At 64.1% G+C, this 23,690-nt stretch carries 7 protein-coding genes; 5 read left to right on the top strand and 2 right to left on the bottom strand.

All coding sequences use genetic code 11. The features are described 5' to 3' along the window. The first annotated feature begins 147 nt into the window (after positions 1 to 147). From AC07OT_RS15155 to AC07OT_RS15145, 3 genes are all read left to right on the top strand, one after another. On the top strand, positions 148 to 1,236 hold the full coding sequence (locus tag AC07OT_RS15155; RefSeq protein WP_495108394.1) for a hypothetical protein: 1,089 nt from the start codon (positions 148 to 150) through the stop codon (positions 1,234 to 1,236). Between the two features lie 254 nt (positions 1,237 to 1,490). Continuing rightward, positions 1,491 to 2,846 (top strand): MATE family efflux transporter, encoded by a 1,356-nt coding sequence (locus AC07OT_RS15150; protein WP_495108393.1) that lies wholly within the window; start codon positions 1,491 to 1,493, stop codon positions 2,844 to 2,846. Between the two features lie 40 nt (positions 2,847 to 2,886). Next, complete coding sequence (locus AC07OT_RS15145; protein WP_115489114.1) at positions 2,887 to 4,059, top strand: MFS transporter; 1,173 nt, start codon at positions 2,887 to 2,889, stop codon at positions 4,057 to 4,059. 23 nt (positions 4,060 to 4,082) lie between these two features. Here the strand turns inward: AC07OT_RS15145 and AC07OT_RS15140 are convergent, their stop codons facing one another. Both AC07OT_RS15140 and AC07OT_RS15135 read right to left on the bottom strand, forming a co-directional pair. Then, complete coding sequence (locus AC07OT_RS15140) at positions 4,083 to 4,448, bottom strand: type II toxin-antitoxin system HicB family antitoxin (RefSeq protein ID WP_065939763.1); 366 nt, start codon at positions 4,446 to 4,448, stop codon at positions 4,083 to 4,085. After that, positions 4,445 to 4,696, bottom strand: coding sequence for a type II toxin-antitoxin system HicA family toxin (locus tag AC07OT_RS15135; protein WP_027607491.1), 252 nt, complete (start codon positions 4,694 to 4,696; stop codon positions 4,445 to 4,447). Before AC07OT_RS15135 ends, AC07OT_RS15140 begins: the two co-directional genes overlap by 4 nt. Positions 4,697 to 4,906: 210 nt before the next feature. Here AC07OT_RS15135 and AC07OT_RS15130 point away from each other — a divergent pair, with 210 nt between their 5' ends. Together AC07OT_RS15130 and AC07OT_RS15125 are read left to right on the top strand one after the other, a co-directional pair. After that, positions 4,907 to 15,904 carry an amino acid adenylation domain-containing protein gene (locus tag AC07OT_RS15130; protein WP_495108392.1) on the top strand — a complete coding sequence of 3,666 codons (10,998 nt, stop codon included), beginning with the start codon at positions 4,907 to 4,909 and terminating at the stop codon, positions 15,902 to 15,904. 3 nt (positions 15,905 to 15,907) lie between these two features. Next, the gene (locus AC07OT_RS15125) at positions 15,908 to 23,689 is read left to right on the top strand and encodes an amino acid adenylation domain-containing protein (RefSeq protein WP_495108391.1); all 7,782 of its coding nucleotides are present in this window, start codon (positions 15,908 to 15,910) and stop codon (positions 23,687 to 23,689) included. The last annotated feature ends 1 nt before the right edge of the window (position 23,690 follow it).

Raw genomic sequence — 23,690 nt, 5'->3', positions numbered from 1 at the left:
TTTTATCCCGGATCATGGGAACCGTTAAGTTGCAGGCCGCCACACATGGAGCGTTGATCCAGGGCGGGGGTGTCCTGGGCTGGCAGTGAAGGATTCCATTACCGAGGTACTACTATGAGCATGTTTTGTCCGCCTGCGCGAAATTGCATGAAAAATGAACCTGCCTTTTCCCCTATGCCAGTCAGCAATGGCCAATGGCGTGGCGTAGGTCAGCCTGCACATAGTGGTGCAGGCTTGCCTCCCACGCGTATTTTGGGAGAGTTTGCAAACAACTTCGATTACTTCAGAACGCCAGGATCTCCCTTCGTTTCCCGTGACTCGCTTGAGCACGCGGGCAATCGTCCAATGAGCGGAGATACCTACCATGATCGGATGACAATGCTCGCCCGGGAGATCACCCGTAATCCTGAAATGGCTAACGTGCTGGACGGTATCACCAACGGCGGCGAGCAAGATGGCCTTATCAGCCCAGGGGATGTGCAAGAGACTATGGCTCTGTATGCCACGCAAAACATGTTCTCCAACTCGCGGGGCATGCAAACCGGCCTGGGTGGCATGTTCGGCGGTATGCGCCAACTACGCATGAATCAAGATTACTTTGCGCCGCAGCCTTCTTACACAGGGGGCGCCTACGGCGGTCAGGCTCCGAGGTCTGAATTCAGTCCGTATGCCAACGACAGCAAGGAAGACTTTTCCAATAAAGTCCTGGCCCGTTTCGGCGCCCTGGAAGATCCGAATAAGCCAGGATTCATCACTGACAAGTCTCTGAGTTCAGTCGCGGGCGGATATCACCTGGATGGTCGGCCAGCCACTCAAGATGAGATGGAGATTGCTCAGGAAATGCTGTCACGGGGCGATCAATTCAAACAACTCGACCAAGGCCGCAGCGGAAAGTTGGACGGTGCGTTCTCCAGGGATGATCTAGGTGACGCATCGAACAAATTCAGGGCTGTCAGCGATCACGATCTTGTTCAAGTCATAAAAGATAATTTCAGGCAATACACCGCTGGCGCTAACGACGGCTACGTTAATGTCAACGAGTTGAAAGAAGCCGCAGGTGTGATTCCGTCGGATCGAACATTCAACCCCGACGCGCGTGAAGCGGCGGCTGAGATGCTGCTGCGTCCAGGACTTCTACGGGAGTTGGATATTGGCATTAGCGACTCTGGGCGCGGGGTTGAGGACGGTCGGTTTGATATACACAACCTCGACTATATGCTCAGTAATACTAAGTAGACCGGATAAGGCTTGACTTACAGGGCCATGCAAAAACGGATGGGCGAAAACCTTTTTATGGTGCGTTTCCCACGCGTCACGTCCATCCGGATGGCCGCCGGTACGATCTATCGGAACAGATCAGGTGCGACCGGCAAGCGTATCGCCTGATGGCTTGCCAGGCCACGGGCCTGCAACCGGATAAAGCACGGGAAGATGGGATCCAATTACGGTATAACCCTCGGACGCTTTAGTTCTCCGAGGCCCCGTTTTTCATGCAAAGCCCTTTGCAACGCCCGCTGTGGCAGATCTACCTGATCTTTCTGGCACCGATGGTGCTGTCCAATTTCCTGCAAAGCTTTTCCGGCACCCTCAACGGCATTTATGTCGGGCAGATGCTCGGCACCCAGGCGCTGGCGGCGGTGTCGGGGATGTTCCCTATCGTGTTCTTCTTCATTGCCCTGGTGATCGGCCTGGGGGCGGGCGCCTCGGTGCTGATCGGCCAGGCCTGGGGCGCCCAGGAAACCGGGATGGTCAAGGCGATTACCGGTGCCACCCTGACCCTTGGCGCGCTGGTGGGCCTGATCGCAGCGGTGCTGGGCAGCCTGTTTGCGCGCCCGGCGTTGCAGGCATTGGGTACGCCGATCGATGTGCTCGATGATGCCGTGGGCTATGCCCAGATGATGATGTTGATCATGCCGCTGCTGCTGGTATTTATCCTCTACACCCAGCTGTTGCGCGGGGTCAGCGACACGATCTCGCCGCTGCTGGCGCTGATGGTCTCGACCCTGGTCGGCCTGCTGCTGACGCCGGCGCTGATTCGCGGCTGGATCGGCCTGCCGCCCTTGGGTATCCAGAGTGCGGTATACGCAGGCCTGGTGGGGAATGCTTCGGCGATGCTGTTTCTGATCCTGCGCCTGCGCCATAAAAACCATGTGATGGCACCGGACCGCGAGTTGCTCGCGGCCTTGCGCCTGGATCGCGTGATTTTGGGAAAGGTCCTACGCATCGGCTTACCTACTGGCCTACAGATGGTGGTGTTGTCGCTCTCGGAGCTGGTCATCCTGGCGTTGGTCAATGGCCATGGGTCTCAGGCCACGGCGGCCTATGGCGCGGTGACGCAGATCGTCAACTACGTGCAGTTTCCGGCCTTGTCGATTGCCATCACCGCGTCGATCCTCGGCGCCCAGGCGATTGGGGCAGGGCGGCTGGAGCGTATCGGGCCGATCCTGCGTACCGGGCTGTTGATCAATACGTGCCTGACCGGGGGCCTGATTGTGCTGGGCTATCTGTTGTCGCACTGGTTGCTCGGGTTGTTCATCACCGATGACGCTGCACGCGTGAATGCCGAGCACCTGCTGCACATCATGCTGTGGAGCATCCTCGTGTTCGGCTTCCAGGCCGTGATCGGCGGGATCATGCGCGCCAGCGGCGTGGTGCTGATGCCGGTGGCGATCTCGATCTTCTGCGTGCTGTGTGTCGAGCTACCGATGGCGTACCTGCTGAATGCGCACTTCGGCCTGGAAGGCGTCTGGATGGCGTTCCCGGTGACGTACCTGGCGATGCTGGGGTTGCAGACCGCGTACTACCGGCTGGTGTGGCGGCATAAGCAGATCAAGCGGTTGGTGTGATAAAAGGATGCGCAATTTAAGGACTCAAGGCGTTTAAGTCATGGCGAACCCCTATGCCGAATTGTTCCAGGTTCCTGGCGCTCGGGCCTTCGTATTGGCCGGCATGCTGGCACGCATGCCGGTGTCCATGGCCGGTATTGGCTTGATCACCATGCTTTCCCAGGTGCACGGCGGCTATGGCCTGGCCGGTTCGGTGGCGGCGGTGTTCGCCCTGGCCACGGCGTTTTGCGCGCCGCAGGTGTCACGCTTGGTGGACCGGTACAGCCAGGGCCGGGTGCTGCCGATTGCCGCCCTGATCGGCGGCGGGGCGCTGTTGCTGCTGTTGCTGTGCACGCGGTTGCAGGCGCCGACCTGGACGCTGTTCCTGTTTGCTGCCCTGGCGGGCTGCATGCCGAATATGTCCGCCATGGTGCGGGCGCGCTGGACCGAGCTGTACCGCGGCCAGCCCAGGCTGCAAACCGCATTCGCCCTGGAATCGGTGCTGGATGAGGTGTGCTTTATCATCGGTCCACCGATTTCGGTGGGCTTGAGCGTGGTGCTGTTCCCCGAAGCCGGGCCGCTGGTGGCCGCGCTGCTGCTGGCGGTTGGGGTTACCACGTTTGTGCTGCAACGCGCGACCGAACCCCCGGTGCATGAACACCACGCTCACCATCGGGGCTGGCTGATCGCCTCACCGTCGGTACTGATCCTGATGATCCTGCTGCTGGCCATGGGGGTGATCGTGGGCGTAGTAGATGTGGTCAGCGTGGCCTTTGCCCAGCAACAGGGCCAGCCGGCGGCGGCAAGCATCGTGCTCTCGGTGTACGCCATCGGCTCGTGCTTGGCGGGGCTGGCCTTTGGCACCCTCAAGCTCAAGGCGCCGCTGCCCCGGCAGTTCCTGTTCTGCGGCGTGGCCACGGCGTTGACCACCTTGCCGTTGCTGCTGGTCACCCACATTCCGGGCCTGGCAGTGGCCATCTTCATTTCCGGACTGTTCTTCGCCCCTACCCTGATCGTGTCCATGGCCCTGGTGGAAAAGAGCGTGCCCGCGAGCCGCCTGACCGAGGGCATGACCTGGCTGATCACCGGCCTGAGCATCGGCGTGGCCATCGGTGCCGCCAGCTCCGGCTGGATGATCGATCACTTCGGGGCAGCCAGCGGGTTCTGGGTCGCGCTGGCGGCGGGGGCGGTGGTGATGGGGGCAGCGGTGCTCGGGTATCGGCGGTTGGGTTGAGCATCACAACCCACAATGAAACGTCAGCCAGTCACGGGGCAGGAATCCCCTCGGTGGTGTTGCAGGAATTCGTTCAGCGCCTGGCGCGTCAGGTCATTCAGGGTCACCTTTTTACGTGTCGCCTCAAGGGCGGCGGCAAGATGAAGGTCGTGGCCGACCCGTACGTTGAAAGAGCCTTTGCACGGTTTCTCCGGTGTTTGCCCAAGGGCCTGGCAGGTAGCGAGGTAGTCGTCCACCGCCTCGCGAAACGCGGCGTCCAGTTCCGCGACGGTTTTGCCTTCGTAACTCACCAGTGCCTTGATGAACAGGATCTTGCCGAACAGGCAATTGTCTTCGAGGCTTGCTTCGATAGAGCCGATGTAGCCATTGTGTTTCAGTTGGTTGTTCACTGAATCAGTTCTCCTGATTTCAATTGTTCGATGATCTGGCGCCGAATGTAGTGTTTCAGTTCGTTGCCGGGATGAGGCTTGTGCAAGGTGATCATTGCGCTCGGATCGCCGATGTCGAACTTGACCCGGCTTCCAGCCCCCTCAATCTGTGTGTAGCCGAGACGACGCAGCAGCGTGACGAGCTCTGGCCAGGTAAATGCCATCTGCTCGTTGAGCAATTTGGCGAGCAGCTTTTCATTTTTGGACACGGCGTTCCCTTCGTGTAACTAAATGTAGTTGCAAAAAGTGGTGTTCGTCAATGCTAGCTGGGGTTCGTGGGTGTTTCCCGAGGATTGATGTAACCCTTGATGACAGCTCGCTCTACGCCTCCCATCCCCCGCTAATTTTTCCCTGTCCGGTTCGTTTTATAGGGACGACGTGCCTTTGTGCTTCCTGCCTATTGCTCCGGACTCCAACAAATGAATGCTGAAGACTCCTTGAAACTTGCTCGCCGGTTTATCGGGTTGCCCCTGGAAAAACGCCAGCTGTTCCTGCAGGCACTGCAGAAAGAAGGGGTGGATTTTTCGCGGTTTCCGATTCCGGCCGGGGTGGAGGCAGAGGACCGCCAGGCGCTGTCCTATGCGCAACAGCGCATGTGGTTTCTCTGGCAACTGGACCCGAGCAGCGGCGCCTACAACCTGCCGGGCGCGGTGCGCCTCAAGGGTGCGCTGAGCCTGGGTGCCATGGAGCAGGCGTTTGCCAGCCTGGTGGAGCGTCATGAAACCCTGCGCACGGTGTTCCAGCGCCAGGCCGATGAGCGCCTGATGCAGGTGGCCGTACAGCCGTCGTTGGCCATTGAGCAATTGGACCTGACGGCGTTGGCCGCGGCCGAACGCGAACACGCCGTCAACGATGCAGCCACCCGCCAATCGCTGCTGCCGTTCGACCTGGAACACGGCCCGCTGCTGCGCGTGCAACTGCTCAAGCTCGATGCCGAGGAACACGTACTGCTGCTGACCCTGCACCATATCGTCTCCGATGGCTGGTCGATGAACGTGTTGATCGACGAGTTCATTCGTTTCTACGATGCCCATGAGCGCAACGAAGCGCCGCCATTGCTGGCGCTGCCGATCCAGTACAGCGACTACGCCCTGTGGCAGCGCCGCTGGCTGGAAGCCGGCGAGCAGGCCCGTCAATTGGAATACTGGCAGGCGCGCCTGGGTGATGAGCATCCGGTGCTGGAACTGCCGACGGACCGCCCGCGCCCGGCCATGCCCAGCTATCAGGGCACCCGCCACACCTTCGCGATTGAGCCGGCGCTGGCCGCGCAGTTGCGCACCTGCGCGCAACAGCACAACGTCACCCTGTTCATGCTGCTGCTCGGCGCCTTCAATGTGTTGCTGCATCGCTACACCGGCCAGGGCGATATCCGCGTCGGCGTGCCGATCGCCAACCGCAACCGTACGGAAGTCGAGGGGCTGATCGGCTTCTTCGTCAACACACAAGTCCTGCGCACTGAGCTGAGCGGGCAAACCCGCGTCGCCGAGTTGCTGCAAGGTATCAAGGAGCACGCCCTTGGCGCCCAGGCGCACCAGGAATTGCCCTTCGAGCGCCTGGTGGAAGCCCTGAAGGTCGAGCGCAGCCTCAGCCATACGCCGCTGTTCCAGGTGATGTACAACCATCAGCCGGTGGTGGCCGACATCGCCTCGGTCAGCACCGCCTCTGGCCTGGAATTGGCCCTGGTGGAGTGGCAAGGCCGCACCACCCAGTTCGACCTGACCCTCGACACTTATGAAAAATCCGGCACCTTGCACGCCGCGCTGACCTACGCCAATGACCTGTTCGACGCGCCGTCCATCGCGCGGATGGCACGCCACTGGATCAGCCTGTTGCAGGCCATGGTGGCCGATGGCGAACAGCGTATCGGCGAGTTGCCGATGCTGGCTGTCGATGAGCAACAGAGGCTGGTGCACATCTGGAACCAGACCGCGCAAGCGTATCCCACCGAGCGTGGCATTCATCACCTGATCGAGGACCAGGTCCAGCGCACGCCGGATGCGCCGGCGCTGGTGTTCGGCGCGACCACGCTGACCTACGCGCAACTGGACGCCCGTGCCAACCAACTGGCCCATGCCTTGCGCGACCACGGGGTCGGTCCTGATGCGCTGGTGGGTATCTGCGTTGAGCGTTCCATCGAGATGGTCATCGGCCTGCTGGCGGTGCTCAAGGCCGGTGGCGCCTACGTCCCCCTCGATCCCGAATATCCCCAGGAACGCCTGGCCTACATGATCGAAGACAGCGGCATCCAGCTGCTGCTCAGCCAGCATAGCCTGCTGCCACTGCTGCCTGTCGAAGGCATTCGGGTGATGCTCCTTGACCAGGCGCTCGGCTGGCTCGACGCTTACAGCGTCGCAGCGCCCGCCGTCGACATCCACGCGCTGAACCTGGCCTATGTGATCTACACCTCCGGTTCCACCGGCAAGCCCAAGGGCGCCGGCAACAGCCATCGCGCACTGGTCAACCGCCTGTGCTGGATGCAGCAGGCCTACGGCCTGGATGCCAGTGACGCGGTGCTGCAGAAAACCCCGTTCAGCTTTGATGTGTCGGTGTGGGAGTTCTTCTGGCCGCTGATGACCGGCGCCCGCCTGGTGGTCGCCGCCCCTGGCGAACACCGCGAGCCGGCGCGCCTGATCGAGACCATCGGCGAGCACGGGATCACCACCTTGCACTTCGTGCCGTCCATGCTCCAGGCGTTTATCCATGAGCCGGACGTGCAGCGCTGCGCCAGCCTCAAGCGTATCGTGTGCAGCGGCGAAGCCTTGCCCCTGGATGCGCAACTGCAGGTGTTCGCCAAGCTGCCCCAGGCCGGTTTGTTAAACCTCTATGGCCCGACGGAAGCTGCCATCGACGTGACCCACTGGACCTGCATCGACGAAGGCCGTGACGCCGTGCCCATCGGCCGCCCGATCGCCAACCTCGGCACCTACGTACTCGACGCGCAGCTCAACCCGGTGCCTGCCGGCGTGGCCGGCGAGCTGTACCTCGGCGGCACCGGCCTGGCGCGCAGCTACCACCGCCGTCCGGCACTGACCGCCGAACGTTTTGTGCCCAGCCCCTTTGGTGACGGCGCACGCCTGTACCGTACCGGCGACCGGGTGCGCCAGCGTGACGACGGTGTGATCGACTACCTTGGCCGTCTCGACCACCAGGTCAAGCTGCGCGGCTTGCGCATCGAATTGGGTGAAATCGAGACGCGCCTGATGCAACACCCAGCGGTGCGTGAGGCGGTGGTGCTGGTGCACGGCGGCAAACAACTGGTGGCCTACCTGGTGTTGGAGGGCGAGGCGCCCGCCGACCTCAAGGCCTGGCTGCTCGGCAGCCTGCCGGAATACATGGTGCCGACCCATATGGTGCCCCTGGCCAAGCTGCCGGTGACCGCCAACGGCAAGCTCGACCGCAAGGCCCTGCCGTTACCGGATGCAACGCCACAACAGGCCTATATCGCGCCGCAAGACGACCTGCAAAAAGCCCTGGCGGCGATCTGGAGCGATGTGCTCGGCATCGAGCAGGTGGGCCTGGACGACAACTTTTTCGAACTGGGCGGCGATTCGATCATCTCCATCCAGGTGGTCAGCCGCGCGCGCCAGGCGGGGATTCGCCTCAGCCCGCGCGACCTGTTCCAGTACCAGAGCGTGCGCAGCCTGGCGTTGGTGGCCAGCTTCGAGCACTCCACCGTTATCGACCAAGGCCCTGCCAGCGGCGAGGTGATCCTCACCCCGGTGCAGCAAAGCTTTTTCGCCCAGGCGATCCCCGCGCGTCATCACTGGAACCAATCGTTGTTGTTGACCCCGCGCGAGCGCTTGGAACCGGCACGCCTGGAAGCCGCCCTGATCCAGGTGATCAACCATCACGACGCCTTGCGCCTGCGTTTTGTGCAACAGGCCGACACCTGGCAGCAAGCCTATGCCGCGCCGATCACCGCGCCAGGTCTGTGGCAGACCCACGCCGGCAGCGACGATGAGCTGGCGGCGTTGTGCGATGAAGCCCAGCGCAGCCTCGACCTGGCGCAAGGCCCGCTGCTGCGTGCCGCGTTGGTGAGCATGGCCGATGGCAGCCAGCGCCTGCTGCTGGTGATCCATCACCTGGCGGTCGATGGCGTGTCCTGGCGCATTGTCCTGGAAGACCTGCAACAGGCTTACCGCCAGGCATCGTTGCCGGCCAAGACCAGCGCCTACCAGCTATGGGCCGAACAGTTGCAAGCCCATGCCCGCACGCTGGACGATCAGTTGGCGTACTGGCAGGCGCAGTCGGTGGACGCGGACTTGCCGTGCGACAACCCCCAGGGCGGCCTGCAAAACCGATTGGGCAGCAAGCTCGAAATCCGCCTTGACGCCGAGCACACCCGTCAACTGCTCCAGGACGCGCCAGCGGCCTACCGCACCCAGGTCAATGACCTGCTGCTGACGGCCCTGGCGCGGGTGGTCAGCCGTTGGAGCGGCCAGGCCGCCGCACTGATCCAGCTGGAAGGCCATGGCCGCGAAGACCTGTTCGACAATGTCGACCTGACCCGCACCGTGGGTTGGTTCACCAGCCTGTTCCCGGTACGCCTGCAAGCCGACGGCGAGCTGTCGGCCGCGATCAAGGCGGTCAAGGAGCAACTGCGTGCCGTGCCCGCCAAAGGCATCGGCTACGGTCTGCTGCGCTACCTCGGCCCGCCTGCGGCCCGCGAAGCCCTGGCGGACCTGGCCGCGCCACGCATTACCTTCAACTACCTGGGCCAGTTCGACCGCCAGTTCAACGAATCCGCGTTGTTTGTACCGTCTACCCAGGGCAGCGGCCAGGCCCAGGATGCCGAGGCACCGCTGGCCAACTGGTTGACCGTGGAAGGGCAGGTGTACGGCGGTGAGCTGACCCTGCAATGGGGCTTCAGCCGCGAGATGTTTGAGGTGGCGACGGTGCAGCGCCTGGCGGATGACTATCGGCAGGAGCTGTTGGCGCTGATCGCCCATTGCATCGATCCGCAACAGGGCGGCCTGACCCCGGCCGACGTGACCCTGGCGCAACTGACCCAGGCGCAGCTGGACGACCTCGCGCTGCCCGCCCGTGACGTACAGGACGTGTACCCGTTGTCGCCGATGCAGCAGGGCATGCTGTTCCATAGCCTCTATCAACAGGGTGAGGACGACGTCTACGTCAGCCAGTTGCGCGCGGATGTGCAAGGCGTCGACGTGCAGCTGTTCCAGCGTGCCTGGGCACAGGTGCTGGCGCGGCACGACATGCTGCGCACCGGGTTTGTCTGGCAGGACGACCAGGGCCAGGCCCTGCAGGTGGTGCATCGCCAGGTCAGCCTGCCGTTCGACGCATTGGACTGGCGCGGGCATCAAGACCCCGGCGCGACGCTCGACGACCTGGCGGCCGAACACCAGCGCCAGGGCTTCGAATTGGCCCGTCCGCCGTTGCTGCGGGTGGCGCTGGTGCGGGTCAGCGAAGAGCGCTGGCACTTGATCTACACCAGCCACCACATCTTGATGGATGGCTGGAGCAATGCCCTGGTCCTCAATGAGGTGCTGCAAGCCTGCAAGGGCCTGGCATTGCCGCCGACAGGCGCGGCGTTTTCCGCGCATATTGCCTGGCTGCAACAGCAGGATCCGGCGCTGGGCGAGGCGTTCTGGCGCGAGCGTCTGGCGCAGTTGGACGCGCCCACGCATCTGGCTCGCAGCATCGCCAGGACCGCGCCACACAGCGGCGACGGCTATGAGCAGATCCTGTGGGAATGGGATGAAACCCGAACCCGCCATCTGGCCGCGTTCGCCCGTGCACATCAAGTGACCCTCAACACCCTGGTGCAATCGGCGTGGTTGCTGCTGCTGCAGCGCTACACCGGCCAGGCCAGCGTCGCCTGCGGCGTCACCGTGTCAGGGCGCCCGGCGCAGCTGGCGAATGTCGAGCAACAGGTCGGCTTGTTTATCAACACCTTGCCGCTGATCGCCGTGGCGAATCCGTCACAAAGCGTCGGCGACTGGGTGCGTAGCGTCCAGGCGCTCAATGTGGAAATGCGCGAGCACGAGCACACGCCGCTGTTCGATATTCAACGCTGGGGCGGTTCGGCCGGCGAGGCGCTGTTCGACACCTTGGTGGTGTTCGAAAACTTCCCGGTGGCCAAGAGCCTGGAGTCGTCGGGCGAGGATGGCCTGCGCTTCAGTGGCGTCAGCCATCAGGAACGCACCAACTACCCGCTGACCCTCACGATTCACGGCGGCCAACACTTGAGCCTGCACGTGGAATACCAGCGGGCAGACTTCGACGAAGACGCAGTACAGCACATTGGTGCGTACCTGCAGGAACTGCTGCAGCAGTTCGCCGATGCCCCCGGGCAGGCATTGGGCGCGGTGCCCTTGCTGCGGCCCCATGAACACCTGCGTGTGCTCCAGGAATGGAACCCGCGCGATGTCGCACGCCCGGCCCAGGCGAGCGTGTTGCAGCGCTTCGAACAACAGGCGGCGCTGTGTCCGCATAACGTCGCGCTGATCCTCGACGAGCAGCGCATGAGCTATGCCGAACTCAACCTGCGCGCCAACCGCCTGGCCCATCGCCTGGTTGAACTGGGCGTCGCCGCCGACACCCTGGTGGGCGTCGCGGTGGACCGTTCCCTGGCGATGGTCGTTGGCCTGCTGGCGGTGCTCAAGGCCGGTGGCGCCTACGTGCCGCTGGACCCGAAATACCCCGCCGAGCGCCTGCAATGCATGATCGAGGACAGCGGCTTGCACCTGCTGCTGACCCAGCAGGCGCTGCTGGAGCAACTGCCGCTGACCGCCGACCTGGCGTTGGTCTGCCTGGAAGATGGCGCCGGCTGGCTGGCCGACTACAGCGGGGAAAACCCGGCGCCACGGGCGTTGCCGAGCAACCTGGCCTACGTGATGTTTACGTCCGGCTCCACCGGCCGCCCGAAAGGCGTAGGCATCGACCAGGCCTCCCTGGCGCGGCATGTGGAAGTCTTTACCGAGCTGTTCGCGCTGCAGCCCCATGATCGTGTGCTGCAATTCGGCACCTTCAACTTCGACGGTTTCGTCGAGCAGCTATACCCCGCGCTGTGCTGCGGTGCCGCGGTGGTGGTGCGTGGTGGCGAGCTGTGGGACAGCGACACGTTCTACCGGCAATTGCTCGACCACGATATTTCCGTGGTCGACCTGACGACCGCCTACTGGCTGGCGTTGGTACGTGACTTCGCCGAGCGTGGCCCGCGTGACTACGGACGTTTGCGCCAGTTGCACATCGGTGGCGAAGCCATGCCGCCCGAAGGCCTGAGCGCCTGGCGTGAAGCCGGTCTGCACCACGTGCGCCTGCTCAATACCTATGGCCCCACCGAGGCCACGGTCACCGCCACCGCCCTGGACTGCGCCGCGTACGTCGACGGGCGCGAAGCCTTGCCGTCGATGATGCCGATCGGTCGTGTGCTGGACGGCCGCGCCATTTACCTGCTGGACGCCAACCTCAACCCGGTACCGGTGGGGGTCGCGGGCGAGCTGGTGATCGGCGGGCCGCTGTTGGCGCGGGGGTACTTCAACCGTCCCGATCTGACGGCGGAACGCTTCGTGCCTGATCCGTTCTGCGCCGACGGTGCGGGCCGGCTGTACCGCACGGGTGACCTGGCGCGCTATCGCGGCGACGGCATGATCGAGTATGTGGGGCGTATCGACCATCAGGTCAAAGTCCGTGGTTTCCGCATCGAGCTGGGCGAAATCGAAGCACGCCTGCTGGCCCAGGCCAGTGTGCGCGAGGCGTTGGTGATCGCGGCTGATAACCAGCTGGTCGGCTACATCGTCGCCAACCGGCCACTGTCCGAAGTGCAACAAGCGCAATGGCGCACCCAGCTCAAGGCCACGCTGCGCGACGAGCTGCCGGACTACATGGTCCCGGCGCACCTGCTGGTGTTGGACCGCCTGCCATTGAGCCCCAACGGCAAGCTGGACCGTGCCGCACTGCCCACGCCCGACGCCAGCCAATCCCAGGTTGACTGGATCGCGCCGATCACGGAGCTGGAGCAACAGGTCGCGGCCATCTGGGCCCAGGTGCTGGGGGTCGAGCGGGTAGGGCTCAACGATCACTTCTTCGACATGGGCGGGCATTCGTTGCTCGCCACACAGATGGTGTCCCGTGTACGTCATGGCCTGGGGGTTGAGGTCAGCCTCAAGGCGCTGTTCGAGCACCCGCTGCTGGCGGATTTTGTCCGGGCGCTGGGCGCCGAGGGTGATTCGACGCCGGCGTTGGTGAGCGTCCAACGTGACCAGCCGCTGTTGTTGTCCTACGCCCAGGAGCGTCAGTGGTTCCTTTGGCAGCTGGACCCGCACAGTGCGGCCTACCATGTGCCGAGCGCATTGCGTCTGAAAGGCCGCCTGGACACATCGGCATTGCAGCGTGCCTTCGACACGCTGGTGGCGCGCCACGAAAGCCTGCGTACGCACCTGCAAGAGAAGGGCGAGCGCACCGTGCAGGTGATCAAGCCACAAGGACGCCTCGAGCTTGCTTTGCTCCAAACCCACGAGGGCGGCCTGAAAGCCCTGGTGGAAACCCTGATCACCCAGCCGTTCGATCTACGCCAGGGGCCGCTGATGCGTGTCAGCTTGTTGCGGTTGGCCGAGGATGAGCACGTGCTCGTGCTGGTGCAGCACCACATCATCTCCGACGGCTGGTCGATGCAGGTGATGGTGGACGAGCTGGTCCAGCTCTATGCCGCCTACAGCCAGGGCCAACCGCTGCAATTGCCTGACCTGCCCATCCAGTACGTGGACTACGCCCTTTGGCAGCGCCGCTGGATGGAAGCGGGGGAGAAGGCGCGGCAGCTGGATTACTGGCGCGGTCAGCTTGGCGGCGAGCAACCGGTGCTGGAACTGCCGTTCGATCATCAGCGCCCGGCGGTACCGACCCATCGAGGGGCGCGCTTGAACATCCCACTGGCGGCGCCGTTGCTGGATGAACTCAAGACGCTCGCCCAGCGTGAGGGCGTGACGTTGTTCATGCTGTTGCTGGCGTCTTACCAGGTGTTGTTGCACCGCTACAGCGGGCAGCAGGACATTCGCGTCGGCGTGCCCATCGCCAACCGCAACCGGATCGAGACCGAGCGCCTGATCGGCTTTTTCGTCAACACCCAGGTACTCAAGGCGGAGATTGACGGGCACACCACCGTGCGCGCGTTACTGGCCCAGGTCAAACAGCGTGCCCTGGAGGCCCAGGCCCATCAGGACCTGCCTTTCGAGCAATTGGTCGAGGCGTTGCAGCCCGAGCGCAGCCTGAGCCTGAGCCCGTTGTTCCAGGTCGCATTCAACCACCATGTCAGCCTGGCAGGCGGGCATCTCCAGCACCTCGAGCACTTGCAACTCAGCCCGGTCAGTTGGGATGAGGCGGTTGCGCAGTTCGATTTGACCCTCGATATCGAGGAGTCCCAGGCGCAATTGCGCGCGTCGCTGAGCTATGCCACCGACCTGTTCGACACCGCCACCATCGAGCGCATGGCCTGCCACTGGCAGAACCTGTTGCAGGCGATGGTTGCCGATCAGCAGCAGCTCGTCAGCCAACTGAACCTGCTGGACCAGGATGAGCAACGGCACATCCTTCAACTGTGGAACCAGGCCGACGCCGGCTTTTCGGCCGAGCGCTTTGTTCACGAGTTGGTGGCCGACCGCGCCGTCGAAAACCCCGCTGCGGTAGCGGTCAAGTTCGATGCGCAAACCCTGAGCTATGGCGAGCTGGACCGCCAGGCCAACCGCCTGGCCCATGCCTTGATCGCCCGTGGCGTCGGCCCCGAAGTGCGCGTGGCGATTGCCATGCCGCGCAGTGCCGAGAGCCTGGTAGCGTTCCTCGCGGTGATGAAAGCCGGTGGTGTGTATGTGCCGCTGGATATCGAATACCCGCGTGATCGCCTGCTGTACATGATGCAGGACAGCCGCGCGCAACTGCTGCTGACCCATACCAGTGCGTTGCCGCAACTGCCGATTCCCGACGGCATGCAGACGCTGGCCATCGATCGTACCGAGGCGTGGGCCGACTACAACGACACCGCGCCGGCGGTAAAACTGCACGGCGACAACCTCGCCTATGTGATCTACACCTCCGGTTCCACCGGCATGCCCAAGGGCGTGGCGGTGTCCCATGGCCCTTTGGTAGCGCACATCATCGCCACCGGCGAGCGTTATGAAACATCGCCGGCCGATTGCGAACTGCACTTCATGTCGTTCGCCTTCGACGGCTCCCACGAAGGCTGGATGCACCCGCTGATCAACGGCGCCAGCGTATTGATCCGTGACGACAGCCTGTGGCTGCCCGAGTACACCTACGCGCAGATGCACCGTCACAACGTGACCATGGCGGTGTTTCCGCCGGTGTACCTGCAGCAGCTGGCCGAGCATGCCGAGCGCGACGGCAATCCACCAAAGGTGCGGGTCTACTGCTTTGGCGGCGATGCGGTGGCGCAAGCCAGCTACGACCTGGCCTGGCGCGCGCTCAAACCGACCTACCTGTTCAACGGCTACGGCCCGACCGAAACCGTGGTCACGCCGTTGCTGTGGAAAGCCCGCCGAGGCGATCCTTGCGGTGCCGTCTACGCGCCAATCGGCACGCTGCTGGGCAACCGCAGCGGCTACGTGCTCGACGCGCAACTCAACCTGCAACCCATCGGCGTCGCCGGTGAGCTGTACCTGGGCGGCGAGGGCGTGGCCCGTGGTTACCTGGAACGTCCGGCGCTGACCGCCGAACGCTTCGTGCCGGACCCGTTCGGCACGCCGGGCAGCCGCGTGTATCGCAGCGGCGACCTGACCCGTGGCCGTCCGGATGGCGTGGTGGATTACCTCGGTCGCGTCGACCACCAGGTGAAAATCCGTGGTTTCCGCATCGAACTGGGGGAAATCGAAGCGCGTCTGCGTGAACAGGACAGTGTCGGTGAAACGGTGGTCGTGGCCCAGGACGGCCCGACCGGCAAACAGCTGGTGGCCTATGTGGTTCCGGTGTCCGCCCCGTCCAACGAAGCCGAGTTCCGTGACGCATTGCGTCGCGCACTCAAGGCCCGCCTGCCGGACTACATGGTCCCGGCGCATTTCATCTTCCTGGCGCAAATGCCGTTGACCCCCAACGGCAAGCTCGACCGCAAGGGCCTGCCGCAACCGGATGCGAGCCTTATGCAACAGGCCTATGTGGCCCCCGAGACCGAGCTGGAACAGCAGATCGCCACGATCTGGGCCGACGTGCTGCGCCTGCCGCAGGTTGGCTTGAACGATAACTTCTTTGAAGTGGGCGGCCACTCCCTGTTGGCGATCCAGATCACCTCCAGGGTCCAGGCCGAGCTGGGCCTGGAAGTGCCGCTGGTGGAAGTGTTCCAGACTGAAACGCTGCGCGCCTATGTGCAGGCGGCTGCCACCTTCCGCGCCGGCAGCGCGGAAGACTTTGATGATCTTCGTGACTTTTTGAGCGAACTAGAGGCGATTTGACCCATGCTTTCCAACCCTAATATCGATCTGGTTTCGCGCTTTCTTCGCCTGCCTCTGGAACAGCGCCAGCAGTTTTACCAGCGCCTGCAAAGCCGGGGCATGAGCTTCGCCCAGTTGCCGATTGCCTCGATCCGCGAGGACGGCCGGAAACTGCCGTTGTCCTACGCCCAGGAACGGCAGTGGTTTCTCTGGCAGTTGGACCCGGACAGTGACGCTTATCACGTCCCCGGCGCCCTGCGTCTGAGCGGCCAGCTGGACAAGGCCGCCCTGCAGCGCAGTTTCGACACCTTGGTGGCGCGCCATGAAAGCCTGCGTACACGCCTGCACCTGGACGCCGAGGCACGTACTCAGGAGGTGCTGGCTCACGGGGTGGTCGAGATCGCCGAAAGCGCAGTCGACGAAGCGCAGCTCAAGGCCCGTGTCGAAGCCGAAATCGCTCGTCCCTTCGACTTGCAGCAAGGCCCGTTGCTGCGGGTCAGTTTGCTCGCAGTGAGCGAAGAGGAGCACGTGCTGGTGCTGGTGCAGCACCATATCGTCTCCGATGGCTGGTCGATGGGTGTGATGGTGCAGGAGTTGATGCAACTCTATGCCGCCTACAGCCAGGGTCAGGACTGTGCGTTGGCGCCGCTGCCGATCCAGTACGCCGACTATGCGCTGTGGCAACGCAGCTGGATGGAAGCGGGGGAGAAGGCCCGTCAACTGGCGTATTGGCGCGAATTGCTCAGCGGCACGCAGCCGGTGCTGGAGTTGCCGTTCGACCAGCCCCGCCCGGCGCAACAGAGCTTCCGTGGCGCGCGTCTGGACATCGCGCTGGAACCGGCACTGGTGGCAGGGTTGAAAGCCCTGGCCCAGGGCGAAGGCGTGACGATGTTCATGTTGCTGCTGGCCTCGTTCCAGGCGTTTCTGTACCGCTACAGCGGCCAGCAGGACATCCGCATCGGCGTGCCGATTGCCAACCGCAACCGGGTCGAGACCGAATCGCTGATTGGCTTCTTCGTCAATACCCAAGTGCTCAAGGCCGACCTCGATGGTCACATGAGCTTCGCCCAGCTGCTGCAGCAGACCAAGCGCCGTGCGCTGGAGGCCCAGGCCCATCAGGACTTGCCGTTCGAGCAGTTGGTGGAAGCCCTGCAACCGGAGCGCAGCCTGAGCCATAACCCGCTGTTCCAGGTGATGTTCAACCACCAGGCCAATTCACCCGCCGCCGCGCAGCAATTGCCGGGCCTGCGCGTGGCCAACCTGGAATGGGACAGCCACAGCGCCCAGTTCGACCTGAGCCTGGACACCCAGGAAAGCGGCGACGCGATCTGGGCGTCCCTGACCTACGCCACCGACCTGTTCGATGCCGCCACCGTCGCACGCATGGCCGAACATTGGCTGAGCCTGTTGCGGGCAGCCGTGGCGAATCCTGCATCGCCCTTGCACGACCTGGCGACACTCAACGCCGCTGAGCGCGAGCAAATACTCGCTCAATGGAACGCCACCGCGCGCGACTACCCCCAAGGGCAGTGGACGCATCAGTTGATCGAGGCCCAGGTGCAGGCGCAGCCGGATGCACCGGCGTTGCGTTTCAATGAGGTGTCGCTCAGTTATGCCGAGCTGAACCGCCGCGCCAACCGCCTGGCCCATCGCCTGATCGAAGCCGGCGTAGGGCCGGACGTGCTGGTCGGCCTGGCGGTGGAGCGTTCCATCGACATGGTCGTCGGCCTGCTCGCGGTGCTCAAGGCCGGTGGCGCCTACGTGCCGCTGGACCCGGAATACCCGCGCGAACGCCTGGCCTACATGCTGGACGACAGCGGGGTGAAACTGCTGCTGACCCAGGCGCATTTGCGTGAGCAGCTGCCGATTCCCCAAGGCCTGGAAACCCTGGTGCTGGGCGAGTCTGCCTTCGAGGGCTACAGCGACGCCAACCCAGGCATCGCCCTGGACGGCGAAAACCTCGCCTACGTGATCTACACCTCGGGCTCCACCGGCCAGCCCAAAGGCGCCGGCAACCGTCATTCGGCATTGCTGAACCGCCTGCAATGGATGCAGGAAACCTATGCCCTGGACGGCAGCGACACGGTGCTGCAAAAGACCCCATTCAGCTTTGACGTGTCGGTGTGGGAGTTCTTCTGGCCGCTGATGAGCGGTTCGCGCCTGGTGGTTGCGGCGCCCGGTGATCACCGTGATCCGGCCAGGCTGATCAACCTGATCAATCAACAGCAGGTCACCACGCTGCACTTCGTGCCGTCGATGCTGCAGGCCTTCCTGCAGGACCCGGCGGTGTCGACCTGCCAAAGCCTGCAGCGCATCGTATGCAGCGGCGAGGCCCTGCCGGTGGACGCCCAGCAGCAGGTCTTCGCCAAGCTGCCCCAGGCCGGGCTCTACAACCTGTACGGCCCGACCGAGGCCGCCATCGACGTAACCCACTGGACCTGCGTGGATGAAGGCCGCGACGCCGTGCCGATCGGCCGCCCGATCGCCAACCTCGGCTGCTATATCCTCGACAGCCACTTTGAACCCGTACCGGTGGGTGTACTCGGCGAGTTGTACCTCGGCGGCATCGGCCTGGCCCGGGGTTACCACCGCCGACCGGCCCTCACTGCCGAACGTTTTGTCGCCCACCCGTTCATCCAGGGCGAGCGCCTGTACCGCACCGGCGACCTGGCACGCTATCGCACAGACGGCGTGATCGAATACGCCGGGCGTATCGACCATCAAGTCAAACTGCGCGGCCTGCGCATCGAGCTGGGGGAAATCGAAGCGCGCCTGCTGGAACACGCGTGGGTCCGCGAGACCGCCGTGCTGGCGGTCGATGGTAAATACCTGGTGGGCTACCTGGTGCTGCAGGACGCTGGCGATGATTGGCGCGAAGTCCTCGGCGCCCACCTGGCCCAGCACCTGCCGGACTACATGGTCCCGGCACAGTGGGTGCTGCTGGAGCAGATGCCCCTGAGCCCCAACGGCAAACTCGACCGCAAGGCCCTGCCCAAACCCGAAGCCACCCACCACTACGAAGCTCCGCAAAGTGCCCTGGAGCAGCAGATCGCGGCGATCTGGGCTGAGGTGCTGGGCGTCGAACAGGTGGGCTTGAACGACAACTTCTTCGAGCGCGGCGGTGACTCGATCATTTCAATCCAGGTGGTCAGCCGCGCCCGCGCCGCCGGTATCCATTTCACCGCCAAGGCGTTGTTCCAGCACCAGACCGTGCGCAGCCTGGCGCGGGTGGCGCAGTTGCAGGTTGCCCAGGTGTTTGACCAGGGCCCGGTGCAGGGCGAGACGCCGTTGCTGCCGTTCCAGCAGTTGTTCTTCGAGATGGACATGCCGGACCGCCACCACTGGAACCAGTCCTTGCTGCTGAGGCCACGCGAGCCGGTGCGGGCAGATCGGCTGCAAGCGGCCTTGCACGCCATCGTCCACCACCACGATGTGCTGCGCCTGAGCTTCAGCCAGGCCGCCGAAGGGTGGCGGGCCGAGCATGCAGCCGCCAGCCCTGAGGTGCTGTGGCAGGCCACGGTGGCGGATGCCGACGAGCTGGCCGCGCTGTGCGAAAAAGCCCAGCGCAGCCTCGACCTGCAACACGGGCCCTTGTTGCGTGCGGTGCTTGCCGAACTGGCCGATGGTTCCCAACGCCTGTTGCTGGTCATGCACCACCTGGTGGTGGACGGCGTGTCCTGGCGGGTGTTCCTCGAGGACCTGCAAAGCCTCTACCGCCAACAGCCGTTGCCGGCCAAGACCTCGTCGTTCAAGGCCTGGGCCGAGCGTTTGCAGGCCCATGCCCGCAGCGAAGCGGTACAGCCGCAAAAAGACTTCTGGCTGCAACAGCTCCAGGACGTGCCGACCGATCTGCCCTGCCGTGATCCCCAAGGCGCGCGTCCTGGCCGCCTGGCGCAGACAGTGGTCAGCCGACTGGACGCCGAGCACACCCGGCAATTACTGCAACAGGCGCCTGCGGCCTATCGCACCCAGATCAACGATCTGCTGCTGACCGCCCTGGCGCGTGTCATCTGCCAGTGGACCGGGCAGGCTTCCAGCCTGATCCAACTGGAAGGCCATGGCCGTGAAGACCTGTTCGAGGATATCGACCTGACCCGTACCCTGGGCTGGTTCACCAGCCTGTTCCCGGTGCGCCTGACCCCGGCCGAATCCCTTGGCGCCTCGATCAAGCAGATCAAGGAGCAACTGCGCGCCGTGCCGGACAAGGGCCTAGGTTTCGGCGCGCTGCGCTACCTCGGCGACGAGGCCACGCGCCAGGCATTCAGCGCATTGCCGGTGCCGCGCATCACCTTCAATTACCTGGGCCAGATCGACGCCAGCTTTGACCAGCCGGACGGTTTGTTTGTACTCGCAGCGGAAAGCGCCGGAGCCGAGCAGAGCCCGGAGGCGCCGCTGGGCAACTGGCTGACCCTCAACGGCCAGGTATTCGGCGGTGAACTGCACATGGGCTGGACCTTCAGCCCGCTGATGTTCGAGGCCGCGCAGATCGACGCCTTGAGCCAGGCCTTCAGCCGTGAGCTGACGGCATTGGTGGAACATTGCTGCACCCCCGGCAATCACGGCGTGACGGCCTCGGACTTCCCATTGTCACGCCTGAACCAGCAGCAGCTTGAGTCCTTGCCGCTGGCCGCCGATGGGATTGACGACATCTACACCTTGTCGCCCATGCAGCAAGGCATGCTGTTCCACACCCTGTACGAACAGGCCGCCGGCGACTACATCAACCAGATCCGCGTGACGGCCGAGGGCCTGGATGTGGCGCGCTTCCAGCAGGCCTGGGATGCCACGGTGCAGGCCCATGACGTGCTGCGCAGCGGGTTTTTCTGGGAGGGCCAGCTGGAGTGGCCCTGCCAGGTGGTGTACCGCGAGGCCCGGCTGCCCATCGAACTGCTCGACTGGCGCGCCATGCCGGAGCCTGAGCTGGCGTTGCAAGACCTGCAGCAAGCCCAGCGTCGCCAGGGTTTTGAGCTGGCCAAGGCGCCGCTGGTCCGTCTGGTGCTGGTGCGCACCGACGAGCAACGCCATGAGCTGATCTACACGAGCCATCACATCCTGATGGACGGTTGGAGCAATTCGCGCCTGTTCGGTGAAGTGCTGCAACGTTACGCCGGCGTGGCGGTGCCCGACGCGGCCGGACGCTATCGCGATTACATCGGTTGGTTGCAGCAGCGTGATGCCGGTGCGACCGAAACCTTCTGGCGCGAGCAGTTGAGTGCACTGCAAGCGCCGACTCGCCTGGGCCGCAGCCAGCCCATGGCGGCGGACGGGCACGGCGAGCACGCGCTGAGCCTGGATCGCCCGCTGACAGGGCGCCTCGAGGCCTTCGCCCGCAGCCATAAGGTCACGCTCAACACCCTGGTCCAGGCGGCGTGGCTGGTCCTGTTGCAGCGCCATAGCGGGCAGGCGGTGGTGTCGTTCGGTGCCACCGTGGCCGGGCGCCCGGCAGACCTCGTGGGGGTGGAGCAGCAGATTGGCCTGTTCATCAATACCCTGCCGGTGATCTGCGCAGTGGAGGGCGAGCAAACCGTGGCCGACTGGTTGCAAAGGGTGCAGGCGCAGAACCTGGCCTTGCGCGAGCATGAACACACCGGGCTGTACGATATCCAGCGCTGGGCCGGGCAGGGCGGTGAAGCCCTGTTCGACAATATCCTGGTGTTCGAGAACTACCCGGTGTCCAAGGCCCTGGAACAGAGTGGCGGCAGCGGTATCCGTTTTGGCCTGCCGGAGTCCCGCGAGCAGACCAACTTCCCGCTGACGGTGCTGGTGGACGTCGGTGACACGCTGTCGGTGCAGTTCAGCTTTGCGCGTGCGCATTTCGACCCGGACACGGTGCAAACCTACGGCCGCCATCTGCTCAACCTGCTGCAAGCCATGCTCGAGGGCGACCAGCAGCGCCTGGGCGAACTGGCGATGCTCGATGCGGCCGAACGCCGGCAAGTGGTACAGGACTGGAACGCCACGGCGCGGGACTACCCGTTGCAGCACGGCGTGCATCAGCTGATTGAACAGCAGGTGGCGCACACGCCGGACGCCACGGCACTGGTGTTCGCCGAGCAGCGCTTGAGCTACGTCGAGCTTAACTGCCGCGCCAACCGCCTGGCCCATCGCCTGATCGAGGCCGGCGTAGGGCCGGACGTACTGGTGGGCCTGGCGGTGGAGCGTTCCATCGACATGGTCGTCGGCCTGCTCGCGGTGCTCAAGGCCGGTGGCGCCTACGTGCCGCTGGACCCGGAATACCCGCGCGAACGCCTGGCCTACATGCTGGACGACAGCGGGGTGAAACTGCTGCTGACCCAGGCGCATTTGCGTGAACAGCTGCCGATTCCCCAAGGCCTGGAAACCCTGGTGCTGGGCGAGTCTGCCTTCGAGGGCTACAGCGACGCCAACCCAGGCATCGCCCTGGACGGCGAAAACCTCGCCTACGTGATCTACACCTCGGGCTCCACCGGCCAGCCCAAAGGCGCCGGCAACCGTCATTCGGCATTGCTGAACCGCCTGCACTGGATGCAGGAAGCCTATGCCCTGGACGCCAGCGACGCGGTGCTGCAAAAGACCCCGTTCAGCTTCGACGTGTCGGTGTGGGAGTTCTTCTGGCCGCTGATGACCGGCTCGCGCCTGGTGGTTGCAGCGCCCGGTGATCATCGTGATCCGGCCAGGCTGATCAACCTGATCAATCAACAGCAGGTCACCACGCTGCACTTCGTGCCGTCGATGCTGCAGGCTTTCCTGCAGGATCCGGCGGTGTCGACCTGCCAAAGCCTGCAGCGCATCGTGTGCAGCGGTGAAGCGTTGCCGGTAGATGCCCAGCAGCAGGTTTTCGCCAAGCTGCCCCAGGCCGGGCTCTACAACCTGTACGGCCCGACCGAAGCCGCCATCGACGTGACTCACTGGACCTGCGTGGATGAAGGCCGCGATGCCGTGCCGATTGGCCGCCCGATCGCCAACCTCGGCTGCTACATCCTCGACAGCCACTTCGAGCCCGTACCAGTCGGCGTGCTCGGCGAGTTGTACCTCGGCGGCATCGGCCTGGCCCGGGGTTACCACCGCCGCCCGGCCCTCACTGCCGAACGTTTTGTCGCCCACCCGTTCATCCAGGGCGAGCGCCTGTACCGCACCGGTGACCTGGCACGCTACCGCGCAGACGGCGTGATCGAATATGCCGGGCGTATCGACCATCAAGTCAAGCTGCGCGGCCTGCGCATCGAGCTGGGGGAAATCGAAGCGCGCCTGCTGGAACACGCGTGGGTCCGTGAGGCTGCCGTGCTGGCGGTCGACGGTAAATACCTGGTGGGCTACCTGGTGCTGCAAAACGCCGGGGACGACTGGCGCGATGTGCTCAGCGCCCATCTCGCCCAGCAGTTGCCGGACTATATGGTGCCCGCCCAATGGGTGCTGCTGGAGCAGATGCCTCTGAGCCCCAACGGCAAACTGGATCGCAAGGCTTTGCCCAAGGCGGACGCGAGCTTGCACGCGCGGGCGTACGTCGCGCCGCAGAGCGAGCTGGAGCAGCAGATCGCCGCGATCTGGGCCGAAGTCCTGGAGGTACCGCGCGTGGGGTTGAACGACAACTTCTTCGAACTGGGCGGCCACTCGCTGCTGGCGACCCAGGTGGTGGTGCGCCTGCGCGAGCAGTTGCACGCCGAATTCGACGTCAAATCGATCTTCACCACCCCGACCCTGGCCGATTTCAGCGCTTATGTGGCAGGCCAGCAGACAAATAATTCGCCGGTGCAGGACGCATTGGCTAAATCCTTGGAGGCTCTCAAACGTCTATCAGCAGAAGATTTGGATAAATTGACTTCCTGAG

Source organism: Pseudomonas sp. GW821-FHT09C10, assembly GCF_059418085.1.
This window is presented reverse-complemented; position numbering and strand designations above follow the sequence as displayed.